Source organism: Streptomyces sp. NPDC041940, from assembly GCF_055589465.1.
This window is the reverse complement of sequence record NZ_JBVJBP010000012.1, coordinates 204,232-219,074: the sequence shown is the minus strand read 5'-3', so window position 1 is coordinate 219,074 and position 14,843 is coordinate 204,232. Positions and strand designations below refer to the sequence as shown.

At 70.6% G+C, this 14,843-nt stretch carries 13 protein-coding genes and 1 pseudogene; 6 read left to right on the top strand and 8 right to left on the bottom strand.

Annotation, left to right across the window (positions count from 1 at the left end):
- Positions 1-21: 21 nt before the first annotated feature.
- Entirely contained in the window at positions 22-336 is a 315-nt protein-coding gene (locus ACZ6I3_RS21855) for a hypothetical protein (protein ID WP_469416611.1), read from the bottom strand.
- A gap of 109 nt (positions 337-445) precedes the next feature.
- Here ACZ6I3_RS21855 and ACZ6I3_RS21850 point away from each other — a divergent pair, with 109 nt between their 5' ends.
- From ACZ6I3_RS21850 to ACZ6I3_RS21840, 3 genes are all read left to right on the top strand, one after another.
- Positions 446-826, top strand: a complete 381-nt coding sequence (locus ACZ6I3_RS21850) for a hypothetical protein (RefSeq protein WP_469416609.1) — start codon at positions 446-448, stop codon at positions 824-826.
- 245 nt (positions 827-1,071) lie between these two features.
- Positions 1,072-2,337 carry a L,D-transpeptidase gene (locus ACZ6I3_RS21845; RefSeq protein ID WP_469416607.1) on the top strand — a complete coding sequence of 422 codons (1,266 nt, stop codon included), beginning with the start codon at positions 1,072-1,074 and terminating at the stop codon, positions 2,335-2,337.
- A 312-nt stretch (positions 2,338-2,649) separates the two neighbouring features.
- Positions 2,650-5,964 carry a S8 family peptidase gene (locus ACZ6I3_RS21840; RefSeq protein WP_469416678.1) on the top strand — a complete coding sequence of 1,105 codons (3,315 nt, stop codon included), beginning with the start codon at positions 2,650-2,652 and terminating at the stop codon, positions 5,962-5,964.
- Between the two features lie 71 nt (positions 5,965-6,035).
- On the opposite strand, the gene ACZ6I3_RS21835 is transcribed toward ACZ6I3_RS21840, so the two are convergent.
- Complete coding sequence (locus ACZ6I3_RS21835) at positions 6,036-6,962, bottom strand: helix-turn-helix domain-containing protein (RefSeq protein WP_469416605.1); 927 nt, start codon at positions 6,960-6,962, stop codon at positions 6,036-6,038.
- Between the two features lie 180 nt (positions 6,963-7,142).
- Here ACZ6I3_RS21835 and ACZ6I3_RS21830 point away from each other — a divergent pair, with 180 nt between their 5' ends.
- On the top strand, positions 7,143-8,183 hold the full coding sequence (locus tag ACZ6I3_RS21830) for an NAD(P)-dependent alcohol dehydrogenase (RefSeq protein WP_469416604.1): 1,041 nt from the start codon (positions 7,143-7,145) through the stop codon (positions 8,181-8,183).
- A 46-nt stretch (positions 8,184-8,229) separates the two neighbouring features.
- Here the strand turns inward: ACZ6I3_RS21830 and ACZ6I3_RS21825 are convergent, their stop codons facing one another.
- From ACZ6I3_RS21825 to ACZ6I3_RS21815, 3 genes are read right to left on the bottom strand one after another with little or no spacing between them, the layout of a single operon-like run.
- Positions 8,230-9,288 carry a FecCD family ABC transporter permease gene (locus tag ACZ6I3_RS21825; protein ID WP_469416602.1) on the bottom strand — a complete coding sequence of 353 codons (1,059 nt, stop codon included), beginning with the start codon at positions 9,286-9,288 and terminating at the stop codon, positions 8,230-8,232.
- Positions 9,285-10,286: a FecCD family ABC transporter permease gene (locus ACZ6I3_RS21820; RefSeq protein ID WP_469416600.1), complete on the bottom strand. Its 1,002-nt coding sequence runs from the start codon at positions 10,284-10,286 to the stop codon at positions 9,285-9,287. The genes ACZ6I3_RS21825 and ACZ6I3_RS21820 overlap by 4 nt, the downstream gene beginning before the upstream one ends.
- Positions 10,283-11,341 (bottom strand): ABC transporter substrate-binding protein, encoded by a 1,059-nt coding sequence (locus tag ACZ6I3_RS21815; protein ID WP_469416598.1) that lies wholly within the window; start codon positions 11,339-11,341, stop codon positions 10,283-10,285. The genes ACZ6I3_RS21820 and ACZ6I3_RS21815 overlap by 4 nt, the downstream gene beginning before the upstream one ends.
- An 81-nt stretch (positions 11,342-11,422) precedes the next feature.
- Between ACZ6I3_RS21815 and ACZ6I3_RS21810 the strand changes: the two genes are divergently transcribed.
- Positions 11,423-11,806, top strand: a complete 384-nt coding sequence (locus ACZ6I3_RS21810) for a VOC family protein (RefSeq protein WP_469416596.1) — start codon at positions 11,423-11,425, stop codon at positions 11,804-11,806.
- 93 nt (positions 11,807-11,899) lie between these two features.
- Entirely contained in the window at positions 11,900-12,673 is a 774-nt protein-coding gene (locus ACZ6I3_RS21805; RefSeq protein WP_469416595.1) for an SDR family oxidoreductase, read from the top strand.
- 201 nt (positions 12,674-12,874) lie between these two features.
- On the opposite strand, the pseudogene ACZ6I3_RS21800 reads toward ACZ6I3_RS21805, so the two are convergent.
- The 3 genes and pseudogenes from ACZ6I3_RS21800 to ACZ6I3_RS21790 all read right to left on the bottom strand — a co-directional run.
- Positions 12,875-12,931, bottom strand: a pseudogene (locus tag ACZ6I3_RS21800) (hypothetical protein); the annotation flags it as partial.
- A gap of 13 nt (positions 12,932-12,944) precedes the next feature.
- Positions 12,945-13,601 (bottom strand): DUF4389 domain-containing protein, encoded by a 657-nt coding sequence (locus tag ACZ6I3_RS21795; RefSeq protein WP_469416593.1) that lies wholly within the window; start codon positions 13,599-13,601, stop codon positions 12,945-12,947.
- 105 nt (positions 13,602-13,706) lie between these two features.
- The gene (locus ACZ6I3_RS21790) at positions 13,707-14,813 is read right to left on the bottom strand and encodes an AI-2E family transporter (RefSeq protein ID WP_469416591.1); all 1,107 of its coding nucleotides are present in this window, start codon (positions 14,811-14,813) and stop codon (positions 13,707-13,709) included.
- Positions 14,814-14,843: the final 30 nt, after the last annotated feature.

Sequence of the window (14,843 nt, the reverse complement as noted above, 5' to 3'; positions counted from 1 at the left end):
GGGGCCCCGCGCCAAGTGCGCTCAGAAGCCGAGTCGTTCCCGGCGGACCGAGTAGGCGACGAAGCCCGCGCCCAGCATGAGGAACATCGTGCCGCCGGCCACGTAGGGCGTGCTGTCGAAGCTGCCGGTGTCGGCGAGCCGGGTGTCGGTGACGGAGTCGCCCGCGGTCGTGGCCGCGATCCGCGCCTGCTCTGTGACCTGCGGCGACGGGCTTACCGAGACCGCGTCTCTGACCGGGGAGTCCGACGTCGCGTTGGCGGACGGGACGAACCACAGGGCGCCCAGCAGGGTCGCTGCGGCGGTGGTGGTCAGCAACGGGCGGCGAGCGGATGACACGGAATATCGATCCCCTTGTGGCACTGGCGAATTGGCCGTGTGGGGTGATGTTAGTAAAAGGCGCGGGTCACGGGAAAGTCACGGGAGGTCCTGGACGTACGCTCGCGCCATGAGCACTCCTGAGACATCACGTTTTGTACGGGTTCGGGTGGAACTCGTTCTGGAGGTCGACGACGCGGACGCGGTCACGAAGACCGCGCTGCGCCGGATCGCCGACGACGCCGAGTTGCCGGCGTCGGAGCGGGTACACGCCGAGGGCGCTGTGACGGAAGACACCGCGGAGGCCCTCGCGTACCTGGTGGACCCGTTCGACCTGGTCAGCCAGGTCCCGGGGGTCGAACTCCAGCAGGCCTCCTGGAGCAGCGAGCGGATCGAGTACGACCCCGATTCGCCGGAGTGGGACTACGACGAGGATGATGATGAGGGCGAGTACGACCTGAACGACAGTGACAACGGAGACGGCGGAAGCCGGGCGCGCGCGGCCGGCTGAGGCGGCTCGGGGAAAACATGACCCCGGGTGGCAACCGCCGCCCGGGGTTTCTTCGTCTCAAGTGACGCACCGACCGCACCAGCACCATCCGCCCCGCGCGGACGTGGTGATCCCCACACCCGTGTCACATGGGGAACCTGACGGACCGGTCGTAGCGTTGAAGGTCTCGACGAGGACTCACGAGTCCTGACGGGGGCACTTGGTCTTGGACGGGGACACTCGGGATCTTGGGGAAATCGGCAACGATGGAGAAGCGTGTGATAACGGTCAGTAAGCGGCGCAAGGGCCTGGCGGTCGCGTCCGCACTGCTCGGTGGAGTGCTGGCGCTCTCGGCCTGTACCGGCGGCGATGACAACGCCTCCGGAAGCGACGGCGGTGACAGCTCCCAGTCGAAGGTCGACGAGGCCGCGGCCGAGAAGACCTCCGCGGCCCAGATCAAGATCACACCCGAGGACGGCTCCGACAACGCCTCCATCAACAACTCCGCCGCCGTCACCGTGAGCAAGGGCACGCTCACGGACGTCTCGATGACGACGTCCGACGGCACGGAGGTCAGCGGCGAGATATCCGCCGACAAGAAGAGCTGGAAGCCCAGCACCCAGCTCGAGCGTTCCACGAACTACAAGCTCGCCGCCGAGGCCAAGGACTCCGACGGCCGGGTCGCCCACGAGAACGCCTCGTTCACCACGGTCTCCCCGGCCAACAGCTTCATCGGCAACTTCACGCCGGACGACGGCTCCACCGTGGGCGTCGGCATGCCGGTCTCGATCAACTTCGACAAGGCGATCACCAACAAGGCCGCCGTCCAGAAGGGCATCAAGGTCAGCACGACCGGCGGCCAGGAGGTCGCCTGCCACTGGTTCAGCGCCAACCGCATGGACTGCCGCCCGGACGAGTACTGGAAGGAAGGCTCCACCGTCACGCTGAAGCTCGCGCTCGACGGTGTCGAGGGCGCCGAGGGTGTCTACGGGGTCCAGCAGAAGACGGTCACCTTCAAGATTGGCCGTAACCAGGTCTCGTACGTCGACGCGAAGACCAAGCAGATGAAGATCACGCAGGACGGCAAGACCGTGCGGACCATTCCGATCTCCGCCGGCTCGCCCGAGAACAAGACCTACGAGGGCATCATGGTGATGTCCGAGAAGTTCAAGGAAACGCGCATGAACGGCGCGACCGTGGGCTTCACGGACGACGACGGCAAGGGCGAGTACGACATCAAGGACGTGCCGCACGCCATTCGCCTCTCCGCCAGCGGCACCTTCCTCCACGGCAACTACTGGGGCGCGAAGTCCATCTTCGGTAGCGCGAACACCAGCCACGGCTGCGTCGGCCTCCAGGACGTGAAGGGCGCCGACGACCCGAAGACGCCGGGCGCGTGGTTCTACAACAACTCGATCCTCGGTGACGTGGTCGTCGTCCAGAACACCGGCGACAAGACGGTCGCGCCGGACAACGGCCTCAACGGCTGGAACATGAGCTGGGCCGACTGGAAGGCCGGTTCGGCGGCCTGACGGTGCGGTAGCCGCACGGACGGACCCAAGCCGCCGCCCACCCCGCGAAAAGGGGTGGGCGGCGGCTTCCGTACTGTCTGAGGCATTCGCGCCACGGAGGCGTAACCATGCGGCCCTGTAACGGAGTTCCGGCGGCCGTGTAACAGTCGGCCGACGGATCTCTTACCTGCTTCTCATCTATTGAGCACCTGATCACCCCTCGGCATACTGCGTATTCCGGGGGGTGTACGTCCATGCGTACGAGACCACCCCCGGCCGGGTGAACGGGGAATTCACCTGGTTCTTCTGCAAGGGGGAATCTTGCGCAGACAAGTGAAAAAGGCGTGCGCGGCCACGGTCGCCACAGCGGCGGCCGTGGCCCTGGCGGCGGGTATGACCAGCCCGGCGTCGGCGAACGGCGAGCAGGCGGCCGCAGCCTCCAAGCCCACCTCGCTCACCGCCAAGCACCGCGTCACGCTGATCACCGGCGACCGGGTCGTCCTGGACGCCAAGGGGCGCGTTGTCGGTCTGGAGCGGGCCAAGGGACGCGAGGGCATTCCCGTCCAGGTCCGCAAGCTCGACGGCCACACCCTCGTGATCCCCGCCGACGCGGCCCGCCTGGTCGCCACCGGCAAGCTCGACCAGCGCCTCTTCGACGTCACCGAGCTCAACAAGTCCGCGACCCGCAAGGCCCAGAAGAAGGGCCTGAAGGTCATCGTCGGCTACCAGGGCAGCGCCGCGGCGGCCAAGGCCGACGTCCGCGACGCGGGCACGCTGAGCCACGCGCTGAAGTCCGTGAACGCGGACGCGGTGCAGACGCCCAAGCAGGACACGCCCGACCTGTGGGACGCGGTCACCAACGGCGACAAGGCGGCCTCCGGCATCGCGCACGTCTGGCTCGACGGCGTCCGCAAGGCCAGCCTCGACAAGTCCGTCGCGCAGATCGGCGCCCCCAAGGCGTGGTCGGCCGGCTACGACGGCAAGGGCGTGAAGATCGCCGTCCTGGACACCGGTGTCGACGCCACCCACGCCGATCTCAAGGGCCAGGTGATCGGCGCCAAGAACTTCACCACCTCGCCCGACACGACCGACAAGGTCGGCCACGGCACGCACGTCGCCTCGATCGCGGCGGGCACCGGCGCGAAGTCCGGCGGCAAGTACAAGGGCGTCGCGCCCGGCGCGAAGATCCTCAACGGCAAGGTGCTCGACGACGGCGGATTCGGCAGCGACTCCGAGGTCCTCGCGGGCATCGAGTGGGCCGCCGCCGAGGGCGCCGACGTCGTCAACATGAGCCTGGGCGGTGGCGACACGCCCGCGATCGACCCGCTGGAAGCGGCGGTGAACAAGCTGTCCGAGGAGAAGGGCATCCTGTTCGCCATAGCCGCCGGCAACGAGGGCGAGTTCGGCGAGCAGACCATCGGCTCCCCGGGCAGCGCCGCCGCGGCCCTGACCGTCGGCGCGGTCGACGACAAGGACGTGCTGGCCGACTTCTCCAGCCGCGGCCCCGGCATGGACGGCGCCCTCAAGCCCGACGTGACCGCGCCCGGCGTGGACATCACCGCGGCCTCCGCCCCGGGCAACCAGATAGCCCAGGAGGTCGGCGAGAACCCGGCCGGCTACATGTCGATCTCCGGTACGTCGATGGCGACCCCGCATGTCGCGGGCGCGGCGGCGATCCTCAAGCAGCAGCACCCGACGTGGAAGCACGCCGAGCTGAAGGGCGCCCTCACCGGCTCCACCAAGGGCGGCAAGTACACCCCGTTCGAGCAGGGTTCGGGCCGCATCCAGGTCGACCAGGCCATCAAGCAGTCCGTGATGGGCGAGCCGGGCTCGGTGAGCTTCGGCGTCCAGCAGTGGCCGCACACCGACGACAAGCCGGTCACCAAGGAGCTGACGTACCGCAACCTCGGTACGAAGGACGTCACGCTGAAGCTGACGTCGACCGCCACCAACCCCAAGGGCCAGGCCGCCCCGGCCGGCTTCTTCAAGCTCGGCGCGACCTCGGTGACCGTCCCGGCCGGCGGCAAGGCCTCCGTCCCGTTCACCGTCAACACCAAGCTGGGCGGCACGGTCGACGGCGCGTACTCCTCGTACGTGACGGCGACCGGCGGCGGCCAGACCGTCCGCACGGCGGCGGCGGTGCAGCGCGAGGTCGAGTCGTACGACGTCACGCTGAAGTTCCTCGACCGTGACGGCAAGGCGGCGAAGAACTACAACGCCGACCTGACCGGCATAGCCGGCCTGGGCAAGGGCAAGGGGGCCGCGCCGTACGACGAGGACGGCACCGTCACCTCCCGTGTCCCCAAGGGCACCTACGTCCTCAACGCGAACCTCTACGCGGGCGACGACCCGGAGAAGTTCGAGGGCGCCGACTGGCTGGCCCAGCCCAAGCTGAACCTCGCCAAGAACACGACGATCACGCTGGACGCCCGCAAGGCGAAGCCGGTGGACATCACCGTGCCGGACGCCGCCGCCAAGTCGGAGTTCGCCTCGGCCGACTACACGGTGGAGGCGGGGGACTCCAGCTACGGCTTCGGCTGGTGGCTGGACTCCTACGACGGCTTCCGCAGCGCCCACGTCGGCCCGCAGATCACCGACGGTTCGGTGACCCAGCAGTGGGACGGTCACTGGAGCAAGGGCGGCAAGGAGCAGTACAGCGTTACGGGGGGTGGCCCGGTCAAGCAGCTCGCCACCGGCTACACCAAGCACTACAAGGCGAGTGAGCTCGCCACCGTGAAGGCGGGCCTCGGTGCCGCAGCGAGCGGCAAGAAGGGCTCGATCAACGCCGTGGGCTGGCTGCCGTGGAGCAGCGGCGCCTCCTCGGTCGGCTTCGAGCAGGCCCTGCCGGGCACGCGGACGCTGCACCTGTCCACCCTGGGCGGCGTGAAGTGGGACCTCGACTTCGCCCAGAGCGGCGGTGTCGACGCCGACGGCTTCCCGATCCACGAGGCCGGCTACTCGCTGGGCGGCCAGAAGTTCACCGGCGGCAAGAGCTACTCGAAGACGTTCAACACCGCCGTCTTCGGGCCGCGTGTCAACGCCGACTTCGGCCTGTTCCGTGAGGGCGACCAGATCCGCGGCTCGCTGCCGCTGTTCGCCGACAGCCAGGGCAACCCGGGCTCCTCGCTGTTCACCTCGGTGAACACGACCCTGTACCGCAACGGCACCAAGGTCGGCAGCAACGACGACCCGCTGTTCGGCGGTGAGGCGTTCAAGGTCCCGGCCGGTGACGCCGAGTACAAGCTGACGACGTCGGTCAAGCGCAGCGTCAAGGTCGCGGCGGCCTCCACCCGCATCGACGCCAGCTGGACGTTCCGCTCGAAGAAGACCACCGACCTCAAGCAGCTGCCCGCCTCCACCGCCCGCTTCAACGCGGTCACGGGCCTGGACAGCAAGGTCCCGGCCGGCACGACCGTCAAGATCCCGGTCACCGTCGAGGGCGCGGCCAAGGGCAGCAACCTGAAGTCGCTGTCGGTGTACGTGTCGTACGACTACGGCAAGACCTGGAAGAAGCTCACGGTCAAGGACGGCAAGGTCAGCGTCAAGAACCCGGAGAAGGGGAAGGCCATCTCCTTCCACGCCAAGATCGCCGACAAGAAGGGCAACAAGTCGACGGTCTCGATCTACAACGCGTACTACGGCAAGTGAGTACCCGTTAGCGAACGGCCCGTCGGAAGCCTCGGTTTCCGGCGGGCCGTTCGTGTGCCGGCGAGTGTTCTTCAGGCCGGTGGGGCCGTGCTCCCGGCCCCCGCCCGCGTCGCGTCCGCGCCCCAGCTCGCCAGCAGGCGCAGGGCCTGCGCCGACGAGGTGTCCGGTTCCGCGTGGTACGTGATCAGGGACTGCTCGGCGTCGTCGACCAGGCGGAACGTCTCGAAGGACAGGGTGAGGTCGCCGACCAGGGGGTGCCGCAGCCGCTTGACGCCGAAGCTCTTCTCCTTGACGTCGTGCGCGGCCCACAGCCGGCGGAACTCCTCGCTCTTCACGGAGAGCTCGCCCACCAGGGCGGACAGCCGCGGGTCGTCCGGGTGGCAGCCCGCGTCCATGCGCAGATAGCCGACCATGTCCTGCGCCTTCTGGTCCCACTCGACGAACAGGTCGCGGTACTCGGGCCGCAGGAACACCAGCCGCGCCCAGTTCCGCTCCGGCGCCGGCAGCTCCGCCCAGTCGCCGAAGAGGGCCGCGGCCATCCGGTTCCAGGCCAGGACGTCCGAGCGCCGCCCCACGATGTACGCCGGGACGGTGTCGATCGAGTCCAGCAGATGCCGCAGTGTCGGCCGCACCTGCTGGGTGCGCGCCACCGGCTTCTTCTTGTGCTGCTTCGGCTTCGCCAGGTGCGTCAGGTGGGCGTGCTCGGCGTCGCTCAGCCGCAGGGCGCGCGCGATCGCGTCCAGCACCTCCGCCGAGACGTTGCGCCCGTTGCCCTGCTCCAGCCGTGTGTAGTAGGCCACGGAGACCCCGGCCAGCTGCGCCAGCTCCTCGCGGCGCAGCCCGGGCACGCGCCGCCGCCCGAAGTCGGGCAGCCCCACGTCCTCCGGCTTCAGCCGGGCACGCCGGGTGCGCAGGAACTCACTGAGCTCGGCACGCCGGTCCAGGCCCCCGCCGGGCTGCACTGCGGGCTCCTGTACGGGTTCGGGCTGTTCGTCCATGCCGTCCAGTATTCATGGTCGTACGCACACGAGCCTGACCCCGCCAGTGGTACGCACCGTGTGCGTACGCAAAACCGTGGTCTGGGTAGACGCCCGCGTTTTCGGCACGCTGGTATGCGTGCCCGGTCAGAAGATCCAGAAGGCAGCCGGGCACACGACCCCCGCTAGGAGATCCCCGGCATGACCACTGTCGCCGCGTACGCCGCACCCGCCCCCAAGGCTCCGCTGGAGCGCACCACCATCGAGCGCCGTGAGGTCCGCGAGTTCGATGTCCTGATCGACATCAAGTTCGCCGGCATCTGCCACTCCGACATCCACCAGGCCCGTGAGGGCTGGGGCGAGGCCATCTTCCCGATGGTCCCCGGCCACGAGATCGCCGGTGTCGTCACCGAGGTCGGCCCGGGCGTGACGAAGTTCGCCGTCGGCGACCGCGTGGGCGTCGGCTGCATGGTCGACTCCTGCCGCGAGTGCGAGAACTGCAAGGCCGGGCGCGAGCAGTACTGCGTCGAGGGCAACATCCAGACGTACAACGCCGTCGGCAGGGACGGCGAGCCCACCTACGGCGGCTACTCGCAGAAGGTCGTCGTCGACGAGAACTTCGTCGTCCGCATCCCCGACGGCCTCTCCCTCGACGTCGCCGCGCCGCTGCTGTGCGCCGGCATCACCCTCTACTCCCCGCTCAAGCGCTTCGGCGCCGGCCCGGGCAAGAAGGTCGCGATCCTCGGTCTGGGCGGCCTCGGCCACATGGGCGTGAAGATCGCGCACGCCCTCGGCGCCGAGGTCACCGTGCTGTCGCAGTCCCTGCGCAAGCAGGAGGACGGCCTGCGGTTCGGCGCGGACCACTACTACGCCACCAGCGACCCGAAGACCTTCGAGGAGCTGAACGGCACCTTCGACCTGATCGTGTCCACGGTGTCGGCCCCGCTGGACTTCAACACCTACCTGGGGCTGCTGAAGCCCGAGGGCACGCTGGCCAACGTCGGCGCCCCCGAGGAGCCGATCTCCCTCAGCCTCTTCTCGGTGATCGCCGGCGGCAAGTCGCTCGCCGGTTCGATGATCGGCGGCCTCCCGGAGACCCAGGAGATGCTGGACTTCTGCGCCGAGCACGGCCTCGGTGCCGAGATCGAGCTGATCAGCGGTGACCAGATCAACGAGGCGTACGAGCGGGTGCAGAGCAGCGATGTGCGGTACCGGTTCGTGATCGACACGGCGACGATCTGAGACCGGACGGTCTGAGCATGAGGGCCCCGGCTGTGTGCCGGGGCCCTCAGCGTCGTCCGAGGAGCCACAGCAGGTACGGCCCGCCCACCAGCGAGGTGAGCGCGCCCACCGGGATCTCCAGCGGCGGCAGCAGCGTACGGGCCGCCAGATCGGCGCCGACCAGGATCACGGCACCCGTCAGAGCCGAGGAGAGCAGCGGCAGCTGAGGCGTGCGCGTCAGGCGCCTCGCCAGCTGCGGAGCGGTCAGCGCGACAAAGCCGATCGGGCCCGCCGCGCCGGTCGCCGTCGCCGCGAGCACCACACCCAGCACCGTCAGTCCCAGCCGGGCCCGGCCCACCCGTACGCCGAGCGAGGCCGCGGTCTCGGGCCCGAGCCCCAGCGGGCGCACCGCCCGGCTCGCCCACACCAGCCCCGGCAGACACAGCAGGCACACCACGGCCAGCGGCCCGGCCTGCTCCCAGCCCCGCCCGTTCAGACTCCCGGTCAGCCACAGCTTGACCTGCTCGGCGGCCTCCAGCTCGCTGTCCGCCAGATACAGCTGCACCACGGCGCCCAAGGCGACGCCGATCCCGACGCCGGTGAGCACGAACCGGCTCGGCTGCATGCCGTGCCGCCAGGCCAGCACATAGACCAGCGCGGCGGCGGCCAGCCCGCCCGCGACCGACACCGCGGGCAGCGCGCCCGGGGAGCTCACCGCCCCCGTCGCCAGCGCGAACACGGTCGCCGCGGCGGCCCCGTGCCCGACCCCGATCACATCCGGACTGGCCAGCGGATTGCGCGTCACGGCCTGCACCAGGGCCCCCGCCACGCCCAGCGCCCCGCCGACCAGCGCCCCCAGCACGATCCGGGGCACCCGCAACTCGCCCACGACGAGCTCGTGGGGCCCGCTCCCGGTACGCAGGGTGTGCCACACCTCGCCGGGCGGTACGTACGCCTGCCCGGCACAGGCGGAGACGAGCATGACGACGCCGAGCAGCAGGACGAGCCCCAGGGCGACGGCGGCGGAACGGCGGTGGAGGAGGAGGGAGACGCGAGGGTGCGGCCGTAGGACGGAGACCCGCGGGTGCGCAGGCCCGGCCGCGGGCGGTCGTACGGTACCGGTCACGCCACAGCCCCCCTGCGCCGTACCAGCACCACCAGCACCGGCACTCCCACCACCGCCGTCATGACCCCCGCCGGCACCTCCGCGGGAGCCCGCACCACCCGCCCCGCCACATCGGCCCCCACCAGCAAGCCCGCCCCGAGCAGTCCGGACAACGGCAGCACGACCCGATGTCCCCCGGACACCAGCCGCCGCGCAAGGTGCGGCACGGCCAGACCCACGAACGCGATCGGCCCGGCCGCGGCCACCGCGGCGGCGGTCAGCAGCGTCGCCCCCGCGGCCGCCGCACCCCGCACCAGCCCGACCCGATGCCCCAGGGCCCGTGCCGCGTCGTCACCGAGCGCCAGCGCGTCCAGCCCCCGGGCGCACGCCAGCACCGCCAGCAGCCCCACGCCGAGGAAGGGCAGCATCGCGCCGACCGTGTCCGCGTCCCGGCCGCTGAGCGCCCCGACCTGCCAGAACCGGAACTGGTCCAGCGTCGCCGAGTTGGCCGTGAGTACGACCGTCATGGCACCCGCCGTCATCGCCGACAGGGCCGTTCCGGCCAGCGCCAGCTTCACCGGCGAGGCTCCGCCCCGGCCGCGCGCGGCGATGCCGTACACCAGGCACGCGGCCACGACCGCGCCGGTGAAGGCGTACCAGACGTATCCGCCGAAGCCGGCGGCGAGCCCGGACGCGATGGCCACGACGACCCCGGCCGCGGCGCCCTGGCTCAGCCCGAGGATCCCCGGGTCGGCGAGCGGATTGCGGGTGACCGCCTGCAACGCGGCACCCGCGATGCCGAGCGCCGCCCCCGCGGCCAGTCCCACCGCGGTCCGCGGCACCCGCAGGGACCGTACGACGAGCGCGTCCGGGGAGCCGCCGCCGTGCAGCAGCGCGTCGAGCACGTGGTCCGGCGCCACCGGCCGGGTGCCGACGGCGAGCGAGAGGAGACCGGCGACGGCCACCACGAGCAGCGCGAGCGCCACCGCCACCGTCGGCCGGGTGATGCCCCGGCTCACCTGCCGAGGTGCTCGGCGAGCTGCCGTACGACGAGGCGGGCGGCGGTGGGACCGGCGTTGAGGTACCAGGGGTCGTCGTCGACCTGCACGGCGTGCCCGGCGTCGACGGCCTTCATCGACTTCCACAGCGGCCCGGCCAGCACGCTCCCGGCCTCCGTCTTCTCCGGGTCGCCCTGCACCGAGTAGAAGATCCAGTCACCGTCGGCGGCATCGATGCTCTCCGGCCCGACGTCCTCGGAGATCGCCGTGAACCGCTGGGACTCCGGCCGCTTCAGCCCCATGTCCACGGCGAGGGACCCGGTGAAGGAGGAGACGCCGAACATGCGCGTCCGGTCGGGCGTGAACCGCACCATGGAGACGGCCGGGTCGCCCTGCACGCCCTGCCCCCGCTCACGGGCGTCCGCGGCGATGCCGTCGAGCAGTCGCTGTGCCCCCTGGCCCTTGCCGACCGCCTCGCCGACGAGCAGCAGGTCGCGCTTCCAGTTGATGCCGTTGCCGGCGGTGATCACGGTCGGCGCGATCTTCGACAGCTTGGGGTAGAGCTCGCCGAGCGAGTCGTTGGCCAGGATCAGGTCCGGCTCGGCGGCGGCCAGGGTCTCCAGGTTGGGGGCGGAGCGGGTGCCCGCGTCGGTCATGCCGGCCAGCCGTTCCTTGTGACGCGGGAAGGCGTCGGCCAGGTAGCCGGGCACGAGGCCGGCGTTGTCGGCGCGGGTGGTCGCCGTCGGGACGATCCCCAGCGACAGCAGGTCGTCGAGCTGCCCGGTGCTGAGGACGGCGATCTTCCGCGGCCGGGCCTTGATCGCCGTACTGCCCTCGAAGTGCTTGACGGTGCGCGGGAAGACCCCGTCCTCGTCGGTGTCGGCGCCCATGCCCTTCGCGAGGGCGCTCGGCGCGGCGGAGGGGCCCGCGGAGCCCTCGGCGGCGCCGATGACCTGGCTGCGCGAGTCGTCCCCCCGCTTGCCGTCCCCGCTGCCGCCGCCCGGCGACGAGCAACCGGCCAGCAGCCCTCCGGCGACGGCCAGGGCCAGGGCGGCCCTCAGTCCCACTGCGCGCACCACGTACTCCGATCAATGAAATAAGGTGAGGCTTACCTTAATATGTGCCGGAGTATGGTGGGTCGGGAGGGGAGGCCCACCATGACCGTGCAGCTGAACCACACCATCGTCGTCGCGCACGACAAGCGCGCCTCGGCCCGGTTCCTCGCCGACCTCCTGGGACTCGAAGTGAGCCCGCCCTACGGCCCGTTCCTCCCGGTCGAGATCCCCAACGGCGTGACGCTCGACTACATGGACAGCCCCGGCGCCATCACGCCGCAGCACTACGCCTTCCTCGTCTCGGAGGACGAGTTCGATGTGATCTTCGGCCGGATCCAGGCGGCCGGCCTGACGTACTGGGCGGACCCGTTCCACAGCCGTCCCGGCGAGATCAACCACAACGACGGCGGTCGCGGCACGTACTTCGACGACCCCGACGGCCACCGGCTGGAGATCATCACGAGGCCGTACGGCAGCGGCGGCTGATCTTCCTTTCTTCGCCCCGCGTCTGTCACATCTCCCCGGCGCCCTCCGTCATACCGGCGAAGGCGAAGCGGAAGTCGACATCGGGGAGTGGTCATGACGTCATCCATCCTGGTCACCGGCGGTACGGGCACCCTGGGCGGCCATGTCGTCCCGCTGCTGCGAGAGGCCGGACACGACGTGCGGATCCTCAGCAGGAACGCCCGCCCCGCCGCGGACGGCATCGAGTACGTCACCGGCGATCTGCTCAAGGGCGAGGGCGTCGAGGCCGCCCTCGACGGCGCGGGGACCGTGCTGCACCTGGCGGGCGGCCCCAAGGGCGACGACGAGGCGACCCGCAATCTGGTGCGCGCCGCGTCCCGGGCCGGTGTACGGCACCTGGTCTACATCTCGGTCATCGGTGCGGACCGGGTGCCGCTGGCCTGGATGCGGACGAAGCTGGAGTCGGAGCGGGCCGTCGCCGACTCGGGCATCCCGTGGACGACCCTGCGCGCGGCCCAGTTCCACGACCTCGCGCTGACCATGGTCGAGAAGATGGCGAAGCTGCCGGTGTTCCCGGTCCCCGGCGGCCTGCGGCTCCAGCCGGTCGACTCCCGCGAAGTCGCCGCCCGCCTGGTGGAACTGACCCTCGGCGCCCCGTCCGGCCTCGTCCCGGACCTGACCGGCCCGCACGTCCACGGCCTCGCCGACCTCGCCCGCCCCTACCTCCGCCTCCGGGGACGGCGCCGCCCGATGCTGCCGGTGCGCATCCCCGGCAAGGCGGGGCGGGCGTACCGGGCCGGGGCGAACCTCACCTTGCGGGGCGCGGAGAAGGGGAAGCGGACCTGGGAGGAGTTCCTGGCGGAGCGGCTGGGCCAGGCCGTGTCCTAGCGGGCTTCCGGGGGCCGTCCCTACCGGGAAGCCGGCCGGTCCTGGTCGCCGAAGGCGAGGTCGCGCGCGGTCACCGCGAGCCGGATGCCGGTCACGTCCCGCATCAGGTGGTCGCGGTAGGCGTCGGACAGCTAGCGCTCCCGGCCCAGCTCCAGGTAGGACCTGGAAGTGGGCGAAGTCGCGCAGATAGGCGGAGTGCTCGATGGCGTCGGCGGTCTCCCGGTCCAGGACGCCGTAGGCGTGGTTGTAGAACAGCAACTGCGGGGAGTGGTCAGGGGCTCTTTGACGGGGATTCCTGGCCGCCCAAGTCGAGCCGGAACGGCGGGTACTGGTCGGTCATCAGGGCGGCGTAGGCGGTCACCCGCGCGCACCAGCGGGCGAGGCCCAGCAGGAAGTCGAAGAGGTGCCGTGGGTAGCGGGCGGTGAACAGGAGGATGACCACCGCGACCAGGGAGAGCCAGGGCATCAGCCCGCCGCCCAGCCAACTGTCCTCGCCCCAGCCGCCCCCGACGAACATCGCGACCACGATGTACTGCGGGATCGCCAGCAGCCACCACTTCACCAGGACCAGTCCGCGCGACAGCCGCTCGGGGTAGACGACGTCGAAGTGCGCCGGATAGCCGGGCACGTCGGCGAGGGTGAACGGCGGGTACCGGTCGGTGCCGAGGGCGGTGTGGGCGTAGTAACCGACCCGCCAGTTCCAGCGCAGCACGCCGACGTTGAAGTCGAAGAGGGACCGGGGATAGCGGGCGGTGAACAGGATGGCGAAGAACGCGATGACCGTCACGACCACGAACGCGATCCACAGGAAGAACAGCACGATGTAGTGCGGGATGGCGAGCAGCCACTTCACCAGCCACAGCCATCGGGACAGCCGGACGTCGACAGACGCCTCGATACGCACGGGCGACGCGGTGACAGGAAGCATGTGGCGCGACTCCTTTCGCCTGCAGATTCGCAAGCGAGGAGGAGTCCCGCGACCTGGGAAGGGCCGTTCGCGCGTCCGGAACCGGGGGGAGCGGGCCGTGGGCCGTTACGACGGCACGGGGGCGGCGGTGTCCGGCTCGTCGCTGCCGTCCGGTTCCCGCGGAGGGTCGCTGAGCTGCTCGCGCACGTAGTTCCACACCACCGCGATCAGCGCGGCGATCGGGACGGCGAGCAGACTGCCCACGATGCCGGCCAGACTGCCGCCCAGCGTCACCGCCAGCAGCACCACGGCCGCGTGGAGGCCGAGCCCACGACTCTGGATCATGGGCTGGAAGACGTTCCCCTCGAGCTGCTGCACCACCACGATGATGGCCAGCACCATCAGCGCGTCCGTCACACCGTTGGAGACCAGCGCGATCAGGACCGCGACGAAACCGGCGAACAGGGCGCCGATGATCGGCACGAACGCGGAGACGAAGGTCAGCACCGCCAGCGGGAGCACCAGCGGCACGCCCAGGATCCACAGGCCCAGGCCGATCAGGACCGCGTCGAGCAGCCCGACGGCCGCCTGGGACCGTACGAAGGACCCCAGGGTGGCCCAGCCGCGCGCGAACACGATCGGGACGTCGTCGGCGAACCGGCCCGGGAGCTGCCGGGACAGCCACGGGAGGAACTTCGGCCCGTCCTTGAGGAAGAAGAACATCAGGAACAGCGCGAGGACGGCGGTGACCACTCCGCTCACCACGGTGCTGACGCCGGTGACGACCGTGCCGACCATGCTGCCGACGCCCTCCTGGGCGCGGGCGACCGCCGTGTCGAACGCCTTGTTGATCTGGGCGTCACCGATGTTCAACGGCGGCCCCGCGGCCCACTCGCGCAGCCGCTGGATGCCCTCGACCACGCCGTCGGTCAGCTCACCGGACTGCGACGCCACCGGCACCGCGATCAGCGCCACGACGCCCGCGGCGACCAGCAGGAACAGCACGGTCACGAGCGAGGCGGCGAGCGCGGGCGGCCACCCGCGACAACGCAGGAAGCGGGCAGCGGGCCAGGTCAGCGTGGTCAGCAGCAGCCCGACGACGAGCGGCCACACCACCGACCACATCCGGCCCAGCAGCCACAGAGAAACGGCCAGCATCACGAAGACCAGCAGCAGCTCCGCGGACACCCGCGCGGACAGACGCAGCGCGTCACGGGCTTTCGCCGCACTCATGGTCGAACTCAAGGGGGCAGTCACGGGGGC

Bases quoted from the DNA above. Each gene is read 5' to 3' on its own strand.
- ACZ6I3_RS21850 (WP_469416609.1), top strand. From the start codon at position 446: ATGAGCACTCCTGAGACATCACGTTTTGTACGGGTTCGGGTGGAACTC.
- ACZ6I3_RS21845 (WP_469416607.1), top strand. From the start codon at position 1,072: ATGGAGAAGCGTGTGATAACGGTCAGTAAGCGGCGCAAGGGCCTGGCG.
- ACZ6I3_RS21835 (WP_469416605.1), bottom strand. From the start codon at position 6,962: ATGGACGAACAGCCCGAACCCGTACAGGAGCCCGCAGTGCAGCCCGGC.
- ACZ6I3_RS21830 (WP_469416604.1), top strand. From the start codon at position 7,143: ATGACCACTGTCGCCGCGTACGCCGCACCCGCCCCCAAGGCTCCGCTG.
- ACZ6I3_RS21810 (WP_469416596.1), top strand. From the start codon at position 11,423: ATGACCGTGCAGCTGAACCACACCATCGTCGTCGCGCACGACAAGCGC.
- ACZ6I3_RS21805 (WP_469416595.1), top strand. From the start codon at position 11,900: ATGACGTCATCCATCCTGGTCACCGGCGGTACGGGCACCCTGGGCGGC.
- ACZ6I3_RS21795 (WP_469416593.1), bottom strand. From the start codon at position 13,601: ATGCTTCCTGTCACCGCGTCGCCCGTGCGTATCGAGGCGTCTGTCGAC.
- ACZ6I3_RS21790 (WP_469416591.1), bottom strand. From the start codon at position 14,813: ATGAGTGCGGCGAAAGCCCGTGACGCGCTGCGTCTGTCCGCGCGGGTG.